This window comes from Terrimonas ferruginea DSM 30193 (assembly GCF_000425585.1).
GTDB lineage: Bacteria > Bacteroidota > Bacteroidia > Chitinophagales > Chitinophagaceae > Terrimonas > Terrimonas ferruginea.
This window is the reverse complement of record NZ_KE384401.1, coordinates 92,448-110,767: the sequence shown is the minus strand read 5'-3', so window position 1 is coordinate 110,767 and position 18,320 is coordinate 92,448. Positions and strand designations below refer to the sequence as shown.

Here is an 18,320-nt window from a genome sequence, read left to right as displayed (position 1 = left end):
TGGAATGTGTTTTTCAGCGTTAGGCTGCCGGGTTAACGAATAAATAGCCAATAGGCCAGCCAGCAGCAGGGTGTTGCGATCAGCAATGAATCGAACCGGTCAAGAAAACCACCGTGCCCGGGCATCATGTTGCCGCTGTCTTTCACGCCGGCTTTCCGTTTCAACAAAGATTCCAGCAAATCGCCGAACGTTCCGGAGATTGCGGCCACTGCCGATAATACAAGCAGACCGGGGTAAAGCGCATTTAAATAGTCGCGGTAAAAAAGGAGCGGGAACAAAAAGCTGATGGCCAGTACTGCCAGCACCATGCCGCCAATCGTTCCTTCCCAGGTTTTTTTCGGAGAAATGGACGTCAGCGGTGTGCGGCCTATGAATGACCCCACGAGATAAGCCATGGTATCATTCACCCAGATGGAAAGAATGAGTACGACCGGAATGAAAAAGGCCGCGATACTGATCATCAGTCCGGGTTTTACCATCAGCCAGGTATCATACAGATCCAACATCAACCCCCAGCTTAATGAAATATACAACCAGCCGAGTGCCGCCATACCAAAGGCTTTTACCTGCAATCTTCTTTCTCTGAAGATGCCAATGACCAGCAATACAAATCCCGCAATCGTCAGCGGTAACGATGCATTGTCGCGGATGCTGTATCCCGCTATATCGTATTGTTCTGCTGCAAACATTAACATGCCGCCAAAACCCAGCAGCATGAAGCCGAGTTTGGTGTAGGGATGAAATTCTACCTGTCGTATCCGCTCAACCAGGCGCAGGTATTCATGCCAGCAACCAAAATGTATGATGGTAAATAAGAATAAAAAACTCCATGCATTCCAAAGCAGACCAGCGATCATGATGCCGGCGAAGCTGAGTCCTGAAATGGCGCGGGTTGTAAATGTTTGCCAGTTGAATGCCATGTAGTTGTTTTAAGCGGGCAGCTCTCCGGCCGTTGATGCCGGTTGAGGTGTTTTATTCCGTAAACGCATCAGCAATATCACTACTACCGGAATAGCCAGCAGTCCCCAATAGCTGCCACCGTTGTCCTGCATGATCACGTCCATCGGTTTGCCTTGCGTTTTCATATAATAGACCACGCTGATGGCGATGGCATTGTTGACGAAATGCGCCAGCACACAAAGCCAGAGCCGTCCGGTGTATTGAAAGATCAGGCCCAGCACGATACCGAGGAAGAGGCGGGAGAAAAATCCGAAACCCGACAAATGCACGAGGCTGAATAAAATGCTCACCACGATGATGGCCACCCAGGGCTTGCCGGTGGAACGTGTCAGGAACTGTTGCAGACCAGCGCGGAACAGCGCTTCTTCGCACAAGGCCGGCAGGAAGCCCATGACCACCAGGGAGAAAATAAAGTCGCCGGGACTGTTCAATCCCATGATCGCAGCTACCTGGTCGTTGTAGCTGTTTTCCAGTTTCACGAAATATTCCCGCCAGGAAGCCGGGTAAGGCAGTTCATGCCCTACAAAGCCTAATCCGGACGAAGCGGCGAGGCCGGCCAGCATAATCAGGACAACAAGCGCGGCCTGCTGCGGCATGATCGGGCCGCGGAAGCCCAGCAATTTCAGCGGTTTGCGGTGTAAAAACCAGGCGGTGGCAATGGCGGGCAGCAAAAAACCCATCACGGCGTAAAGTGCCTGCACCATTTTGGAGGCGGTGCTGTGCGCCGGATCTTTCATGCCTTTAATGATATCCACTTCAGGCACAAGGGCTTGCCACGCCAGATTGCCGAGTGTGGCGGCAAAAGCCGCTCCGGCGATCGCAAAGCAGATCAACATTAAGAAGCCGGCGAGCCACGAAATACCTTTTGCATCCTGATCCATAAACTTCGGTGATAAGTGTGTAAATTTGCAGGCACGAAAATAGAGGAGTGCGGGCAGATGTCCAAAGTAAAGCGCCCGCGTAGGATTATGGTAAAGATCGGTAACATTACATTCAACGAGTTTCCCCTGCTGCTGGCGCCCATGGAAGATGTGAGCGACCCGCCTTTCCGCGCCGTCTGCAAAGACAACGGAGCAGACCTCATGTACACGGAATTCATCAGCAGTGAAGGACTCATCCGCGACGCCATCAAGAGCCGTCGCAAGCTCGATATCTTTGATTATGAGCGCCCCGTGGGCATTCAGATTTTCGGCGGCGACGAGGAAAGCCTGTCGCTGGCCGCCAAGATCGTGGAAGTGACCAACCCGGACCTGCTCGATATCAACTTCGGCTGCCCCGTAAAAAAAGTAGCCCTCCGCGGAGCCGGCGCCGGTGTGCTCAAAGACATCGACCTCATGGTACGCCTTACCGATGCCGTGGTAAAGTCTACCAACCTGCCCGTAACCGTAAAGACCCGCCTCGGCTGGGACGATAATACCCGCAACATTGAAGAAGTGGCAGAGCGCCTGCAGGATGTGGGCATCAAAGCCCTCGCCATTCACGGCCGCACCCGCACGCAGATGTACAAAGGCGAAGCCGACTGGTCACTTATCGGTAAAGTAAAGAACAACCCACGCATTCATATTCCCATTTTCGGTAACGGTGATATCGACAGCCCTGAAAAAGCCGTTGAATATAAAAACCGTTATGGCGTCGACGGCATCATGATCGGCCGCGCCGCAATCGGTTATCCGTGGATCTTCCGCGAGATCCATCATTTCATAAAAACCGGACAGCACCACACACCACCTACCATCACCGAACGCATCAGCGTGGTACGCAAACACCTGAAGAAAAGCGTTGAATGGAAAAATCCTGTGGTGGGCATCAACGAAATGCGCCGTCACTACGCCAACTATCTCAAAGGCCTGCCCAATATAAAAGAATACCGCAACCGCCTCGTGACCCTGAAAACGGAAGAAGAGATCAATGCGGTACTGGATGAAATAGCCGTGAAATATGAAGGGTATGAGATCGAGAAAACACCGATCGAACTAATCAATTATCATGAAAAATGTCCGGTATAAACCCGGGCACCCTGCGCTTTAATTTTTACCATGAATCAATCCACGCTGCCCGGTACAGCTGTGTATGCTGCACTGCTGCAACAATACGAAGCCATTGGTAACAAACTGAATGCACGTCTGCGCCTGCTGAGCTTCCTGCGTTTTTTTCTCTTTTGTCTTTTTATTTTTCTTGGCTATAAATCCATGCGCACCGGCGATACCGCCTTCATCATCGGTACCGTTGCATCGATCCTGGCCTTTCTTATTCTTGTAAGAATATACGACAGGCTCGACATGCGCACATCTTTTTATAAAGCATTGGTGCGGTTGAATAAAAATGAAAAAGAATTCCTGGAAGGCGCACCCTCCGTTTACGAAAGCGGCGCGTCTTACACCGATCCGCAGCATTCATATTCCTACGACCTAGATCTGTTTGGCGAACGCGGATTATATGCCTACCTCAACCGTTGCAGTACGGCCTTCGGCCGCGATGCGCTGGCGCAATTATTATTACACCCCGATACGGCCAACATTCCCGGGCGGCAGGAAGCCATTCAGGAGTTAGCACAAAAGCTTGAATTCCGTCAGCACCTGCAGGCCTATGGAAGCATTCACGAAACAAAAGAAAAAGAATTACGCGAACTCAAAGCCTGGTTGAAATCACCGGATGGCTTCCGCAATAAAATTGCCTACTACCTGCTGATGGTCTTTCCGCTGGCGCTACTGAGCAGCATGGTTTATGGTATTGTCACCGGCAGCGACAAAGCATTTGATGTGCTATATGTGCTCTTTATTGTGAACCTGCTGATCTCTTTCGGATTTGGCAGACGCATTGCTGCACATCTTTCCGTTTCTACTTCGGTCAATAAATTATTGCAGCAATACGCCGGCCAGTTGCAGCAGATCGAAACACAGCAATTCAACGCGCCGCTGCTGCAACAGATGCAGCAGCGCATCACCACCGAAGGGCGCACGGCTTCGCAGTCTATCGCGCGGCTGGCCTCCTTGTTCAATTACCTGGAAACGGTGGTGAACCTCCTGGTAAGCATCCTGCTCAATGGATTGTTTCAGTTTCATGTGCATGTATTGTATAACCTGGAAAAATGGAAGCGCAAACAAGGTGCGCAGGTAGAAGACTGGTTGAATTTATTGGGAGAAATGGAAGCGCTGAACAGTCTTGCAAATCTCGCTTATAACAATCCTTCTTTCTGTAAACCCGAACTGAGTAAAACGCCAAAGCTGATTGCCAATGATCTCGGACATCCGCTGATCCGCGAAGAGAAACGCGTCAACAACAGCATTTCCTTTGATGGCCAGCAGTTCGTGATCCTCACGGGCTCCAATATGTCGGGGAAAAGCACTTTCCTGCGCACAGTCGGCATCAACCTGGTGCTGGCGCGTACAGGCAGTATGGTGTGTGCGCGCAATTTTGTTTTTTATCCGTTTGATGTATATGTGAGCATGCGCATCACGGATTCATTGCAGGACAGCGAATCCTTTTTCTACGCAGAATTGAAAAGGCTGCAAACGATCATTCAGCATCTTGAGCAGGGGCAACCGACTTTTATTTTGCTGGATGAGATATTGCGCGGCACCAACAGCAATGACAAGCGGAATGGCACGATCGGTCTTATCCGCAAACTGGCGGGTATGCGTGCATTCGGCATCATTGCCACACACGACGTAATTGTGGCAGAGCTGATCCGCGAGTACCCGGAATATATAGCGAATAATTGTTTCGAAGCGGAAATAAAAAACGACGAACTGTTATTCGACTATCGCCTCAAGCAAGGCGTGTGTACGAAACTCAGTGCGTCGTTCCTTATGAAAAAAATGGGTGTAATAGAAGGGGATCAGTGAGAAGACACCATCTTCAGACCGACAATCGATCCGACGAGTGTGCAGAGAAAAAGAATCCGCAGAAAACTATACGGCTCCTTGAATACAAAAATGCCGATCAATACGGTGCCTACGGCGCCGATGCCTGTCCATACTGCATAAGCTGTACCTAACGGAATCTCCAGGGAAGCTTTATAAAGTAAATACATACTCAGGCCCAGGCAAATGAAAAAGCCGGTCATCCATAAAGTTGTATTGGTATCTGCTTCACGTGCCTTACCGAGGCAGGTGGCAAATCCCACTTCAAATATTCCCGCGATAATCAGTAAAATCCAACTCATACGCTATGTTTTAATGATAAAAAAATAGCCGGAAGACGGAAGAAACCGATTTTCATCTTTCCTTTCGCCTTACCGGCAATATAGTAACACAATAATCAGGCCCGGACTACTCTGCCAATGCCTTGTGTATCTCCGGCCCCGTTGGTGAAATGCCGGGAGGGAAATAATACAACAGTTCTCCTTTTTCGTCTACCAGGTACTTGGAAAAATTCCACTCGGGTGCCGTGTCGTTCCATCCGTTTTGCTTCGGATCCGTGAGCCACTGAAATACCGGATTCTGCGATTGGCCGGGAACAACCACGCTCTTCTTCATCAGCGGAAACGTAACGCCAAAATTGCGCTGGCAGAACTGTGCGATATCTTCATCCGATCCCTTCTCCTGTTCTTTAAAATCATTGGCCGGAAACCCGATGATCACCAGCTTGTCTTTTTGTTCTTCATACAGTTTCTGCAGATCGGCATATTGCGGCGTGTAACCACAATCCGATGCCGTGTTGACCAGCAATACTTTTTTCCCTTTCAGCGTGCTGAAATCAAACTCCTGCTGATCGTTGCCGGTAAACTTCAATGAGTAAAATGATACTGCTGCCTGTTGGGCATGTTCTGACGTGTGCATTTTCTTTTTGTTTTTGGTAAAGAACATCAGCGCCGGATAGATGGCCTTCATGATCTTTTGTCTTGTTGTCATACCTGTTGAATGTCTGTTTACGATCATAACATATGCAGCGAAAACAAGCGTCAGCATCAATACTACAACGAAAATCCTTTTTAGTTTACGCATGCACGGTTATTTTACATTAAAATAAAATTAGAATACGATTAGCCCACTAACCATTTCAACAATTTCAATTTCCCTTTGAACGGGGGATATTTCATTGGCGGATCAAACCAGGTGGGGGTGCGCAACACACCTTTCCGGTGACTGAATATATCAAAGCTATGATGGCCATGATAAGCGCCGATGCCGCTGTTGCCTCTTCCACCAAAAGGCAGATGATGATTGGTGGCGTGCAGGCTGCTGTTATTGATACACGCATTGCCCGAAGGCACATCCTGCAACCATTGCGCTGCTTTGTTTTTGTCCGATGTATAAACATAGAATGCAAGCGGATCGGGATGCTTCGCAATGATGTCGCGTGCTTCTTTCTTATCGTTAAATCCGATAACCGGTAACACAGGGCCAAATATTTCTTCTTCCATTACGGAAGCACCTGTTGAAATATCCGTCAGCAGTGTTGGTTCGATATAAAGTGTATCGCGGTTTTGTTTACCGCCATGCAACAGTTTTCCCTGTTGCAGATAACCACTGATGCGATCGTACTGGCGATGATTGATGATGCGTCCGTACTCGTGACTTTGTTCGGGGTTATCGGAGAAAAATGTTTTCAATGCCTTCTTCATTTCCCCCACCCATTTATCTTTTACCGATTCGTGGATCAATACATAATCCACGGCGATGCACATCTGCCCGGCGTTGGAAAACTTGGTCATGGCGATGCGGCGCGCTGCCACTTTTAAATCGGCATCCGCTTCGATCACACAGGGGCTTTTGCCGCCGAGTTCCAAAGTAACCGGCACCAGTTTTTCAGCCGCCATTTTATACACTTGTTTGCCAACGGCCGTGCTGCCGGTGTAGAATACATGATCGAAACGGAAATTATTCATCATGGCCGGCACTACGTCCGCACCATCACCTTCGGTATAAAGAATATAAGAAGGATCAAAAAAATCCGTGATCATTTTTTTCATGACCGCAGCAGTGGCAGGCGCAAACTCGCTTGCTTTCAGTACTACACAATTGCCCGCAGCGATGGCGCCCACCAAAGGCGTGAGCAATAACTGCAACGGATAATTCCATGGAGCCACAATCAATACAACGCCTAATGGTTCCGCCTGAATGCTGCTGCCCGAGGGAAGATTGAGGAGGTTGGTGCCGACCTTCTGCGGTTCCATCCATTCGCGGAGATGGCTGATGGCATACTTAATCTCATTGAGTAAAAAACCGGTCTCTGTTACCCATGCCTCTTCCGGACTTTTGTGCAGGTCCTGGTACAATGCTGCCTGCAGCGCATCCTCATGTGTTTGCACGGCTTTCTTCAGCGCCTGCAATTGCCGGCGGCGAAAAGCATAAGGGCGCGTGTGGCCTGCATTGAAATAATCACGCAGTTGCTGAAGCGAAGCGATACTGGCCATTTTCAGGTAATTTTATCCCAAATTACCGTTTATAAGGCAAACCATCACGGCATGACTGACGAATACTATATGAATCTTGCACTCCGGGAAGCGGAGCGGGCTTTTGAGGAAGATGAGATACCCGTGGGTGCCATCGTTGTATTACAAAACAAAGTGATCGCGCGCGGTTATAACATGACCGAAAAGCTCAATGATCCAACTGCGCATGCCGAGATCATTGCACTTACCTCTGCCTTCAGTCATCTCGGCGGCAAGTATGTCCCTGATGCTACGTTGTACGTTACCGTGGAGCCCTGTGTGATGTGTGCCGGTGCGCTCTATTGGAGCAAGATCGGTCGTGTGGTCTGGGGAGCCGATGATGAAAAAAATGGCTTCCAGCGATTACACGCCCCCGTGTCACCTTTCCATCCCAAAACAGCATTGACCAATGGCATTCTCAGCCATGAGTGTGCGGCGTTGATGAAGGCGTTTTTCCGGAATAAGAGATAGGGTGAATAGTGAATGGTCAATAGTGAATAAAAACTGCTTTCGTAAACAACTCATTCACTATTGACCATTGACCATTCACTATTGCACCTTCACATAAGCCACTTTCGGTGCTGGCAATCGCAGCCCATTTTCATTTAAAATATCGATCTCGAGTTTAATAACCGTGCCGCTGGCAGCGGTGGGAATGGTATACGGTATCAGCAAAGTATCCAGTCGCTTGGATTGTGAAAATGCCGATGCATACGGATAAACCGCCACCTGCGTGCGCGTACCCGCTCCGATCGTATTATAAAACTGGATCTCTTTTACCGGGCTTTGTGAAAAGTATTGCAGTTCTGTACGGATAGTGGCACCTGCCGCAAAAGCGTTAGCCGTGGCTGCACTTGTGCCCAGGTTCACCGGAGGAGTAGGCACTACATTTTGCAAAGTATTGGTACTAACCGGCGCATAGCCCAGGCCGGTCGGTGAAGCGTTATCTCTGATAAAATCATGACGCTTGTCGCAGGCAGCAAGTGCCAGTATCGCGATAAGAAAAGGGAAATATTTTTTCATAAAAAATATTTAATTAAAAAGTAAAAAATCAAAAGTCAAAAAGCAATCCTACATCACGCAGCTCAACTACTTATTACTTTAAACTTATAACTTAATACTTTTTTGAATTTTGACTTTTAAATTTTGAATTAGTTACTCATCCCACCACACTTTCGTCGTCAGCGTTTTCAACGCCGCCTGTGCATTCGGATTTCTATTGACTTCATCTAATGGATAAAGCGCACGGCGGATAAACTGACCCCCCATAGCCGCATCCTGGTTGAGTGGAAGTGCCACACCCGGATACAAAGTGGTGCTGTAGTCGTAGCGGCGCATATCGGTCCATGCTTCCGGATTCAGGAAAAGTGCCACATGTTTTTCACGCATGATCAGCTCCAGGCGCAGTGCGGCCGCGCTCGAACGCACCTGCGGAAGATTAACATACGTTTTCCCCTTAATGCCATTGGGTGTGGTGAGCAGTGTATCGTACCCGAGATAACGGAGATTGGCAACAATGCCTTCCATATAAGCCGCATAGGCTGCCGGCGTAGATCCTGTTGATGTTTGCGTGCCGCCATTGGCAAGAAAAAGCGCTTCCGCTTCCATCAGCTTTTGTTCGAAATAAGAACCCATCAACAGCGGAGCAATACGACGGCCGTAGAACGTTACGTCGGTCAGGTTTACGTTGTTGCTTACATTGCCTGCACCATTGGGAATGCCGGTATACACGCCTGTCCCGCTTTTAAATATCAATGTATCGATACGCGGATCAAATAACCCGGGATAGGTAATGCCGGTGAGTGCATCCACAAATCGCTTGGATGGCCCGATGGTAAACACCTGGCTGCCCGATATACGTCCTGATACCTGAATGAACCACGGATTGTTGTTGCGGTCGCTGTAAACGACCTGGTAAGGTTTGGATGACGAAGTGAACGCATTGCCCAACGCCGTAAGCGCATTACTGGTAGCGGCGGCCACTCCTTTTTTGGTCGTGTGCATGTACAACCTTGCTTTCAGGAACCAGGCGGTTTGCGTCCAACTGGCCATCGTGCCACCATAGATGAGGTCATCCACGCCGGGTCTTACCGTAGCAGGATTGGTTTGCCCTATCTCGGTAATCGCAGAGTCGAGGTATTTGTGCATGAAATCATAGATCGACTGCTGGTTTTCGTAGGCAGGATACAGTTGCGCCGGTGCATTGAATGCTTCGGTTAATGGTATTTCGCCCCAGGTATCTGTTGCCAGCGCAAGGTTGGTAACAAACAGAATACGCGCAATGGCGCGGTAATGTGGCGAGCCTTGTTCGCGCGCGAGGTCCAGCAATATTTTGGCATTGGTCAAACCATTCTGATAGATACCTGCGTAAGCAGCAGATATCCTTACATCGCGGTGCTGGTCATCGTTGATGGGGCCGCTGGTATAGGCCGCCATCTGCTGGCTGAACATCGACGTGATATACGCCACATTGGTATGATTGGCAGCCGTGGCTGTTTCTACAGCAGGCAGCAGGGTATTGAGGGTTACAAAAGGAGGTCGGTTAGGATTGGTATTCACATCTCCCTTTTCCACGAATTTTTTACAACCCGGTAGTATCCCTGTCATTGCAACGGCCAATAGCAGTATTGTATTTTTTTTCATGACAGTTTAATTAAAAGGTGAGGTTGAGGTTAAAGATCACGGAGCTGTAGTTCGGAATATTACTTCCGGTAAAGCCATATACGTTGTAGCCTGCATTGAATGCGGTACTTCCCGGATCGTAACCGGAGTACGGAGTCCATAGAATGAAGTTGCTGGCCGTTACGCCAACAGAAGCACCTTTCACTACTTTAGTGCGTTCCATCCATTTTTTCGGTACTTCGTAGCTCAGGTTCACATTGCGGAGCCGGAACCAGCTCGCGTCCTGCAAGATCACATCGGTGATGTTATTGAAGGCATTTGTGTTGCGGTAGAAGTTGTGATCGAGAATAACCGGTATATCATTCGGACGGCCATCGGAGATTTTCACGCCGTCAAAGATCACCTGCTGATAACGGTTCTCGGTTATTTTCAGTACACCATTACGGATGGCATTCCGCATTGTTACGTCAAATACATCACCACCTTTGCGGTATTCAAATAAAGCGGAAAGCGAAATGCCTTTCCATGTAATTGTATTATTGATACTGCCGATCCAGTCGGGCATGGAGTTACCGGCCTTTACAAACTGCGGTGTAAAGTCGGGAAAGCCCTGCGCGTTGATCAGCAATTGTCCCTGATCATTGCGGCGGTAAGCGGTTCCGTAAAGATCACCGGCCGAACCACCCACGGTAAGTTTGTTGAGAATACGGCCTTCGTCGTAAAAAGCAATTTCGGAAATGCCTTCTTTGATCGAAAGCACTTTGCTTCTGTTCTGGAACCAGTTTACCACAAAATTCCATTGGAAATCGCGCTGACGTACAGGCGTTACATTGAGTTCCACTTCTATACCGCGGTTGCGGATACTTCCCGCATTGGTGATATAAGTAGTGTAACCACCGGTGTAGGAAATAGGCACGGGAATAATCTGATCTTCGTTGGTGCTTTGGTACCAGGACAAATCAACATTCAACCGGTCGCGGAGGAAATGTAATTCGGTTCCGATCTCAAAGGACTTCTGCATCTCGGGTTTGAGTGCAGGGTCTGCAAACACAGAGCTGCGTAAAAAGCCGGGTACCGATGTAGTACCGCTCACGAACGGAAAGCCCGGTGCCACTACATAATAAGGACCGTTGCTGTAAGGCGGTGCATCCTTACCAACCTGCGCATAAGAAAGACGCAGCTTACCAAAATTGAGAATGTTGTTGGAGATATGATGCAGATCGGTGAACACATAACTCAAACTCGCGGAAGGATAGAAGAAAGAATTATTTACGCTTGGCAAAGTAGAACTCCAATCGTTGCGGCCGGTCAGTTCAAGGAACAGCGCATTGCGGAAACCAAGTTTAGCACTTCCAAACACACCGGCATATCTTCTGCGTGTGGTAGCGCGGTTGGTATACAGGTTGGCCGTATTGCTCAGGTCATAAAAGCCGGGCAAAGCGAATCGCTCACCACGTGTGTTCATGATATCGGTATAGGTCACCTGGATGTTGTTGCCGGCCATCAGCGTATAATCAAAATCGCTGTTGTTGAATTTATCCTGCCAGGTAAGAAAAGCATTGCTGTTCACATCGCGGTAGGTAACTCTTTCCTCTACCATAAAACCACCATTAGCGATGGCAAGGTCGAGTGTGGTAGGATCACCGGCGAAACGGGGACCGGGAACAATACGCGTGCGGCTGTCTCCATAGAAATCGCCGCCGATCTTGTAATCCAATTTGAGGCGCGGAATGATGTTATAGGTAAACCCCATGTTGCCGACTGTGCGGAACAGGTTGCTCTTCATCTGGCTGAAGCGTGCTACATACAGCGGGTTGTCGATAGTGCCGGGTGCGTATACTTTCTGGCTTCCATCGGGGTTCATATAATCTCTCACATCGTAAGTAGGCGTATGATAGGCCAGAGAAGTCATTACCCCTTTGTCACCGGCAGCCGGTGCGGTATTGTCGGAAGACGTGACGGTAGCAGAACCATTCACACTGAATTTTTCCGACACCTGGTAGGTGCCTGCGAGTTTAAACGTATAGCGGTTGAAGTCGGTGTAATCCAGGATACCGCTTTGGTTCAGCGCGGAAAAAGAACTGTAATAAGTAGCTTTTGCATTTCCCCCTTGCAAGGAAACCGAATTATTAAAACGGTTACCGGTGGTGAAAGCGCGTTGGAAATTATTATACGCCGGATCATCGGCTGTACGTGGCGGACCGAAGGTCTGGAACTTGCTTCCGGGTGTGCCGTCGAAAGCAACGTTTACACGGCCGTTGGAGCCTTCGCGGTATTTCGTTTGTATCTCGGGATACTTGGTCAGGAAGTCGAAGCTTACGGAGCTGCTTGCGTTAATGCTCATGCGGCCTGCATTACCTCTTTTTGTGGTAATGATGAGCACGCCGTTAGCGGCCTGCAAACCGTAGAGCGCAGTAGCACCCGCACCTTTGAGAACCGACACGGATTCGATGTCGTCGGGGTTGATATCAAGGCCGCGGTTGGCAAAAGCAAACTGGTCGTTACTGCCGGCCTGCAATAAGTTGGTGCCACTGCTGGGCAATACGCTGCCGACAACGGTGGTATTGTTGACAGGCATCCCGTCGATCACGATCAGCGGTTGGTTGTTGGCGTTGGGGCTGAGCGAAGAAATACCGCGGATCAAAATGTCGGAACCAGCGCCGGGAGCACCACCCGTGTTGGTAATGTTGACGCCGCTTACTTTGCCTTGCAATGCATTGATAAAACTATTCTCCCGTCCTTTGGATAGTTCGGAGCTGGACACTTCCTGCACGGTATAGCCCAATGTTTTCTTTCGTTGTTTCACACCAAATGCTGCGGTAACCACTACTTCGCTCATGGTACCGGATTCGGTAAGAATGATATCGTAACTGTTGGCCGTGCCGACTGTTACTTCCGAAGGAGTATAGCCTGCGGAACTGACCACGAGCACTACATCGCCACCCGTCACCTCCAGCGCGAAGCGGCCATCAGCTCCGGCAACTGTTGAATGCGTGGTATTTTTTTGCTGAATGGTGGCGGCGGGAACAGGTTCACCTTTGTTGTTTTTGACGGAGCCTGTTAGTTGACGGGACTGAGAGAAGGCATAAAAAGGCAGGAGGAAGAAGAGCATGACCATCCCCCATGGTGCAAGGTTTCTTTTCATAGCAGTTTGTTTGGTTTGCTATGAATTTACAAAAATTAAGCCGCAAAAGATTTTATTGTTGCGCATGAATACACGTCTGTCAACAATTAAAGGCATTATGTTGACCGCACAATACCGCAACGGTTACCAGGAAATAATCTGCGGGAAAATGCAGCCGAATCAACAATCAGGCAATAAATTTGTTTGTCCTTATACATTACTATCTAATTATCATCCTTAAAATACCATTACTTATGGCATTCACATTACCCGCGCTTCCTTATGCACCCGAAGCTCTGGAACCGCACATTGACAAGCAGACCATGGAAATTCACCATGGCAAACATCATCAGGCATATGTTGATAACTTGAATAAAGCAATTGCCGGCACTGAGCATGAAAACAAATCGCTCGAGGAACTGGTAAAGAATGCCGGTTCTATTTCTCCTGCAGTACGTAACAATGGTGGTGGTCATTGGAACCACAGTTTTTTCTGGGAACTGTTATCTGCCAATGGTGGTCAGCCTTCCGGCAAATTAGCCGAAGCGATCAACAGTGCATTTGGTTCACTGGAAGCCTTGCAGGAAAAAGTAAGCACGGCGGGTGCTACACGTTTCGGCAGCGGTTGGGCCTGGGTTATTGTAAAAGACGGCAAGCTGGAAGTATCTTCCACGCCTAACCAGGACAATCCGCTGATGGATGTGGCTGAAGTAAAAGGCACGCCTATCCTTGGCATCGACGTGTGGGAACACGCTTATTACCTGAAGTACCAGAACAAGCGTCCTGATTACCTCAAGGCGATCTGGAACGTGATCAACTGGAGCAAGGTTGCAGAACATTATGAAGCAGCCCTTTAATAAAAGACAAACCCCGCGATTGCGGGGTTTGTCTTTTATCAAAGGTATTAAGTTATAAGTTGTAAGTAATAAGTCAGGCTTCATCGGGGATGAAAACTTATTACTTATAACTTAAAAACTTACTACTTATTTGCATTTAGCCATTTCTTCATTGATGATTTTCTCTGCTTGCTCATTCTTTGCTTTATCGTTCTCCATTCCTTTGTATTTCTCTTTCATTTTCTCGCTGAAAGCCTGGGCTTCTTTTTCGATAGACTCCAGTTCTTTCTGAGCGGCTTCATCAGTAGCAGCTTTTGCAGAAACTTTCTGCGCGCGGCACATGAAGCCGGCCATTTTTTTCACATCACTTTCGAAAGAAGAAGAAGAAGAACAGGAAGCAAAAGAGAGCAGAACGAGACCCGCAGCAAAGGCAAATGTTGCTTTTTTCATTTTAGTCTTGGTTTTGAAATTTTAAATTGAGGTGCCAAAATAGTTCTTTTATATGAAATTACATCAGGGCACAGGGTCGTAACCGCTGCCACCCCAGGGGTGACAACGCGCAATCCTTTTAATGGCCAGCCACATCCCTTTCAAAGGGCCGTGTTTCTTCAATGCTTCAACGGCATAATGCGAGCAGGTGGGTGTATACCGGCATTTGGGGCCGAACCAGGGCGATATTACCTTTTGGTAAAATCTTATCAATAAGATGAAGGGCAGGCTAAGAAGCTGACCCACTTTGTTGCTCCACGACACCACTCAGCTTTTTTAAAAGTAAATCCATTCTTGCCGCGATCTCTGCATACACGGGCAGATCACGACCGGTATAAAGAACGAAGACGGTCAGTTTTAAAGGTACTGTTTTCATTTGCAACCGGAGTTCGCCGCATTGCAGGCGGTAGGCTTCCCTGATCAGCCGTTTGATACGGTTGCGGTCCACGGCACGTTTGAAGTGGCGGGAAGAAGCTCCTGTGCCGAACAGCAGGTTTTCACCACCATGAGCCTGGTCCTCATCCAGCAGGTAGTAGGCACGAAAAGGCGGAAATGAGAAAGAACGGCCTTTGTCAAAAAGCCGCCCGATCAACTTGCGGCTTTTGAGCCGCTGTGTTTTATTAAGCGTATGCCGCACAGACACCTTTATTACATTGAATTAAACAAAACAAAAATAGCTCCTTCTGGAGGAGCTATAAAATATGTTGGTCAGCGCTGATATTACTTCAGTTTACGCTCGTCGGAAACAGTCAGTTTCTTACGGCCTTTAGCACGACGGCTGGCCAGAACTTTGCGACCATTTGCAGTTTGCATACGCTTACGGAAACCGTGAACGGTTTTACGACGACGACGATGGGGCTGGAATGTACGTTTCATTTTATTTAAGCTTTTTTCACGTTCTTGAATATAGCACGGGAGAACATGCCGGTTTCAATTTTCTCACAACAGGTCACCACACCCGCTGCTTGTGAAAGGACGGCAAAGGTAGGCAAATGACCGGACAAAAGAAGGCTTTTTTTGAGAGAAAATTAGCAGGAATATATTTTTTAACTGATAAACAGGTAGTTATAAGTATTAAGTAGTAAGTTTTAAGTAAGCAGGCTGTTTATTGACGATTCCCGATTGACGATTGACGCCCACCATTCACAATTGACACCGCTCCGACCTCACTGCTTCCCCAAAAAACGCCGTAGCATGGTTGTCGAAATCCTCCGGACTGTCGGTGGTATAAAATCTGCGGTCATTGCCGCGGCGGCAGCGCTCTTCGATTTCGGGATGCCGCTGCAGGTAATCAGCCAGGCTCTCCGCCACAATTTGCCCCTGTGAAAGCAGTTGAATTCCCTCCGGCAAAGCCGCCTGTATTTTGTCTCGCAGCAACGGATAATGCGTGCAGGCCAGCAACACCGTATCGATATCGCTGCCTTTACTCAAAAGATTGTCGAGGTTTTTACGAATAAAAAAATCGGCCCCGGCGCTGTTGTATTCGCCATTCTCCACCAGGGGCACCCACATGGGACAGGCTTCCTGGTATACTTTCAGGTCTGGAAAAAAACGATTGATCTCAACGGGATAGGAACCGGACGCCACCGTACCATTCGTGGCCAGTATGCCCACACTGCCGGTGCGTGAAAATGTTCCGATCAGTTCTGTTGTGGGTCTGATCACGCCCAGCACCCTGCGGTCCGGTGCCAGTTGCGGCAGGTCTTTCTGCTGAATAGAGCGTAGCGCTTTCGCCGATGCCGTATTGCAGGCCAGTATCACCAGCGGGCAGCCCTGGTCAAAAAACCAGCGCACACATTGCAAAGTATATTCATATACGGTTTCGAAAGAACGGTTGCCATAAGGCGAACGTGCATTGTCGCCAAGGTAGAGATAGTCATAGCCGGGCAGCCGGTTGACCAGTTCTCTTAAAACGGTCAGTCCGCCATAGCCTGAATCAAATACGCCGATTGGTCCGCTCATGCCACAAAGGTAGCCGAATCAGCTTGCTTATTGTGCCTTCGCCAGCCACTGCTTGCATTCGTCATAGTCGGGTACGTAGCCGAGCGCTTTGGAGAAATCGGCCCTGGCTTTTTCCTTATCATTCAGTTCCATCCAGCAGCGGCCACGGCAATAATAGACCAATGCCAGGTCGTTCTTATTGTCCTGTTTAAGTAAACCCGTGAGTTTAGTGAAACTATCTTTCGCTTTCGTATAATCTTTCAGTTCAAATTGTAATTGACCAACGCGGAAGATATAGGGCGTTTCGTTTGGTTTCAGTTTGAGCGCTTCATTGAAGTCTGCCATCGCCTGGCTGTTTTTACTCAACTCGATATTGGTAAGCCCGCGGTAGTAATACATTTTGTGCAGGCTGTCGGGCGTGTTTTTATAAAGACCGATGGCTTTGGTAAATTCCGCCGATGCCTTTGTGTATTCTTTACGGCTGTAATATATCTCTCCGAGATAACGTCTGTTGCCGCCATAACCCGGCGTATAATCTGCTGCCGACAGAAAATCCTTTTCTGCTTCTGCATCCAATCCCTGCATCCAGTTACCAACACCTCTGCGGTAGTACAGCAGGCCCATCTCTGTTGAATCAGGAAAGAAAGTAAAGTCGTCGAGGGCCGCATCATAATAATCCTTTGCTTTGGCATATTTCCCTCTCGCGAATTCTATATGGCCGAGTGCCAGGTTTGGTTCACCGAGGTACATGTCTTCTTTGGTTGACAGCCCGAAATCTTTATAAGCAGATGCCGTATCTTTTTGTTTCAGGTAAATGTCACCACGTTTATAATAAAGCAAGGCCCGGCTGAATTTCAATGAATCATTGCCAATGGCCGTGGTATACAGTGCGATGATGTCTTTGGTTTTGCGCTGCTTTTGCAATACTTCCGCCTTTTGCCATATAGCAGACACATAGGCCGGGTCTAATTGCAGGGTCATATCATAATCAGCCATGGCACCGGCAAGGTTGTTTTGCTGTTCGCGGGCGAAGCCACGGTAGAAGTGAAGGTTTCTTCTGCTTGTTTTATCATCACCGTAGAGGGGGATCGCTTTTCCATACCAGGTTTCTGCATCTGCCCATTTTTTCTGATCATAATATACGGCTCCGATGTCCCATACGGCAACACGATACTGCGGATTATAAGAGAGGGCTTTGTGAAAATCCGCAAGAGCGTCGGTATATTTTCGCAGGTAATAGTTTGATTTACCTCTCCAATAGGTGAGTGAGGTGAGCAGTTTGACATCGTCCTTTGGTGCAATGGCCATTGCACGTGTATAATATTGATTGGCGAGTGTGTAATCGTAACTGTTGATTGCCGCATCGCCGATACCGGCAGTGGCATATACGTCTGTTGAATCTATTTTCAAAGCTGCTTTGTAGCAGGGTATGGCATCTTTGTATTTCTTTTCTCCGGTCAGGCTCTGGCCTTTCCAATAATGTAAGCGGAATAGATCCTTTGGATCATTGTACAGAGGAATTGCTTTGGTATAATAGATGGTGGCGCTGTCATATTTGCCCATGTTGTAAAATATCCATGCCATTTCCCATATAGCGGAAGGATAGCCGGGTCTCGCTCTCATTGCTTCTCTGAGCGTAGAGAGACCTTCGTTGTAACGCCCGAGTTTGCCGAGACTGTGCCCGATACGGTATTGAATGGTGGAGTAATCCTGTTCTTTGTATTGGCGGGTGGATAAGGCCTGGCGGTAGTTGTCCACTACGCACTGGTATTTCTTTTCATCCCAGCATTTGTTGCCCTCAACGATGGGGTCGGCGAGCGCTGTGAGGGAGAGGAGCAGGCTCAGGAAGCAGGCTAAGGTTTTCATCCTTTAAAATTTTCGGGAAAAATACCAGTAAGAATCGCCTGTTGAAATACCCTGAGCAGGGTAAAAATAAAAGCCCCCGCAATTTACTGCGGGGGCCTTGTTATAG

18 protein-coding genes are annotated in these 18,320 nt (G+C 48.5%); 4 read left to right on the top strand and 14 right to left on the bottom strand.

Going from position 1 to position 18,320, the window contains the following annotated elements; translation table 11 throughout:
• Window positions 1-32 precede the first annotated feature (32 nt).
• Together H608_RS0118305 and H608_RS0118300 are read right to left on the bottom strand one after the other, a co-directional pair.
• A complete protein-coding gene (locus H608_RS0118305) occupies window positions 33-920 on the bottom strand; it encodes a phosphatidate cytidylyltransferase (RefSeq protein WP_028788957.1) in 888 nt (295 codons plus the stop codon).
• 9 nt (window positions 921-929) lie between these two features.
• Window positions 930-1,841: a CPBP family intramembrane glutamic endopeptidase gene (locus tag H608_RS0118300; RefSeq protein WP_028788956.1), complete on the bottom strand. Its 912-nt coding sequence runs from the start codon at window positions 1,839-1,841 to the stop codon at window positions 930-932.
• 87 nt (window positions 1,842-1,928) lie between these two features.
• Here H608_RS0118300 and dusB point away from each other — a divergent pair, with 87 nt between their 5' ends.
• Both dusB and H608_RS0118290 read left to right on the top strand, forming a co-directional pair.
• Window positions 1,929-2,966, top strand: coding sequence for a tRNA dihydrouridine synthase DusB (dusB, locus tag H608_RS0118295; protein WP_028788955.1), 1,038 nt, complete (start codon window positions 1,929-1,931; stop codon window positions 2,964-2,966).
• Between the two features lie 30 nt (window positions 2,967-2,996).
• Window positions 2,997-4,805, top strand: coding sequence for a MutS-related protein (locus H608_RS0118290; RefSeq protein ID WP_051268448.1), 1,809 nt, complete (start codon window positions 2,997-2,999; stop codon window positions 4,803-4,805).
• Here the strand turns inward: H608_RS0118290 and H608_RS0118285 are convergent.
• The 3 genes from H608_RS0118285 to H608_RS0118275 form a co-directional block, all read right to left on the bottom strand.
• Complete coding sequence (locus tag H608_RS0118285; protein ID WP_028788953.1) at window positions 4,799-5,125, bottom strand: DMT family transporter; 327 nt, start codon at window positions 5,123-5,125, stop codon at window positions 4,799-4,801. The two genes, H608_RS0118290 and H608_RS0118285, sit on opposite strands and share 7 nt — an antisense overlap.
• Window positions 5,126-5,231: 106 nt before the next feature.
• Window positions 5,232-5,906, bottom strand: a complete 675-nt coding sequence (locus H608_RS0118280) for a glutathione peroxidase (RefSeq protein ID WP_245565778.1) — start codon at window positions 5,904-5,906, stop codon at window positions 5,232-5,234.
• Window positions 5,907-5,944: 38 nt separating this feature from the next.
• Window positions 5,945-7,318: an aldehyde dehydrogenase gene (locus tag H608_RS0118275; protein ID WP_028788951.1), complete on the bottom strand. Its 1,374-nt coding sequence runs from the start codon at window positions 7,316-7,318 to the stop codon at window positions 5,945-5,947.
• A 51-nt stretch (window positions 7,319-7,369) separates the two neighbouring features.
• Between H608_RS0118275 and H608_RS0118270 the strand changes: the two genes are divergently transcribed.
• Window positions 7,370-7,807, top strand: a complete 438-nt coding sequence (locus tag H608_RS0118270; protein ID WP_028788950.1) for a nucleoside deaminase — start codon at window positions 7,370-7,372, stop codon at window positions 7,805-7,807.
• A 78-nt stretch (window positions 7,808-7,885) separates the two neighbouring features.
• On the opposite strand, the gene H608_RS0118265 is transcribed toward H608_RS0118270, so the two are convergent.
• From H608_RS0118265 to H608_RS0118255, 3 genes are all read right to left on the bottom strand, one after another.
• Window positions 7,886-8,359, bottom strand: a complete 474-nt coding sequence (locus H608_RS0118265) for a hypothetical protein (protein ID WP_028788949.1) — start codon at window positions 8,357-8,359, stop codon at window positions 7,886-7,888.
• Between the two features lie 132 nt (window positions 8,360-8,491).
• Window positions 8,492-9,979 (bottom strand): SusD/RagB family nutrient-binding outer membrane lipoprotein, encoded by a 1,488-nt coding sequence (locus tag H608_RS0118260; RefSeq protein ID WP_028788948.1) that lies wholly within the window; start codon window positions 9,977-9,979, stop codon window positions 8,492-8,494.
• Window positions 9,980-9,989: 10 nt separating this feature from the next.
• Window positions 9,990-13,103 (bottom strand): SusC/RagA family TonB-linked outer membrane protein, encoded by a 3,114-nt coding sequence (locus H608_RS0118255; protein WP_028788947.1) that lies wholly within the window; start codon window positions 13,101-13,103, stop codon window positions 9,990-9,992.
• Between the two features lie 233 nt (window positions 13,104-13,336).
• Between H608_RS0118255 and H608_RS0118250 the strand changes: the two genes are divergently transcribed.
• Entirely contained in the window at window positions 13,337-13,939 is a 603-nt protein-coding gene (locus H608_RS0118250) for a superoxide dismutase (RefSeq protein WP_028788946.1), read from the top strand.
• A gap of 126 nt (window positions 13,940-14,065) precedes the next feature.
• Here the strand turns inward: H608_RS0118250 and H608_RS0118245 are convergent, their stop codons facing one another.
• The 6 genes from H608_RS0118245 to H608_RS0118230 all read right to left on the bottom strand — a co-directional run bounded on the left by H608_RS0118245 (window position 14,066) and on the right by H608_RS0118230 (window position 18,214).
• The gene (locus H608_RS0118245; RefSeq protein ID WP_028788945.1) at window positions 14,066-14,368 is read right to left on the bottom strand and encodes a hypothetical protein; all 303 of its coding nucleotides are present in this window, start codon (window positions 14,366-14,368) and stop codon (window positions 14,066-14,068) included.
• A 63-nt stretch (window positions 14,369-14,431) separates the two neighbouring features.
• A complete protein-coding gene (gene yidD / locus H608_RS24175) occupies window positions 14,432-14,653 on the bottom strand; it encodes a membrane protein insertion efficiency factor YidD (RefSeq protein WP_071836980.1) in 222 nt (73 codons plus the stop codon).
• Window positions 14,637-15,044 (bottom strand): ribonuclease P protein component, encoded by a 408-nt coding sequence (gene rnpA / locus H608_RS22945; protein ID WP_162142901.1) that lies wholly within the window; start codon window positions 15,042-15,044, stop codon window positions 14,637-14,639. The genes yidD and rnpA overlap by 17 nt, the downstream gene beginning before the upstream one ends.
• Before the next feature lie 83 nt (window positions 15,045-15,127).
• Window positions 15,128-15,283, bottom strand: a complete 156-nt coding sequence (rpmH, locus tag H608_RS24170) for a 50S ribosomal protein L34 (RefSeq protein WP_026309617.1) — start codon at window positions 15,281-15,283, stop codon at window positions 15,128-15,130.
• A 267-nt stretch (window positions 15,284-15,550) separates the two neighbouring features.
• On the bottom strand, window positions 15,551-16,369 hold the full coding sequence (gene murI, locus H608_RS0118235) for a glutamate racemase (protein WP_028788944.1): 819 nt from the start codon (window positions 16,367-16,369) through the stop codon (window positions 15,551-15,553).
• A 27-nt stretch (window positions 16,370-16,396) separates the two neighbouring features.
• Window positions 16,397-18,214, bottom strand: a complete 1,818-nt coding sequence (locus H608_RS0118230; RefSeq protein ID WP_028788943.1) for a tetratricopeptide repeat protein — start codon at window positions 18,212-18,214, stop codon at window positions 16,397-16,399.
• Between the last annotated feature and the right edge of the window lie 106 nt (window positions 18,215-18,320).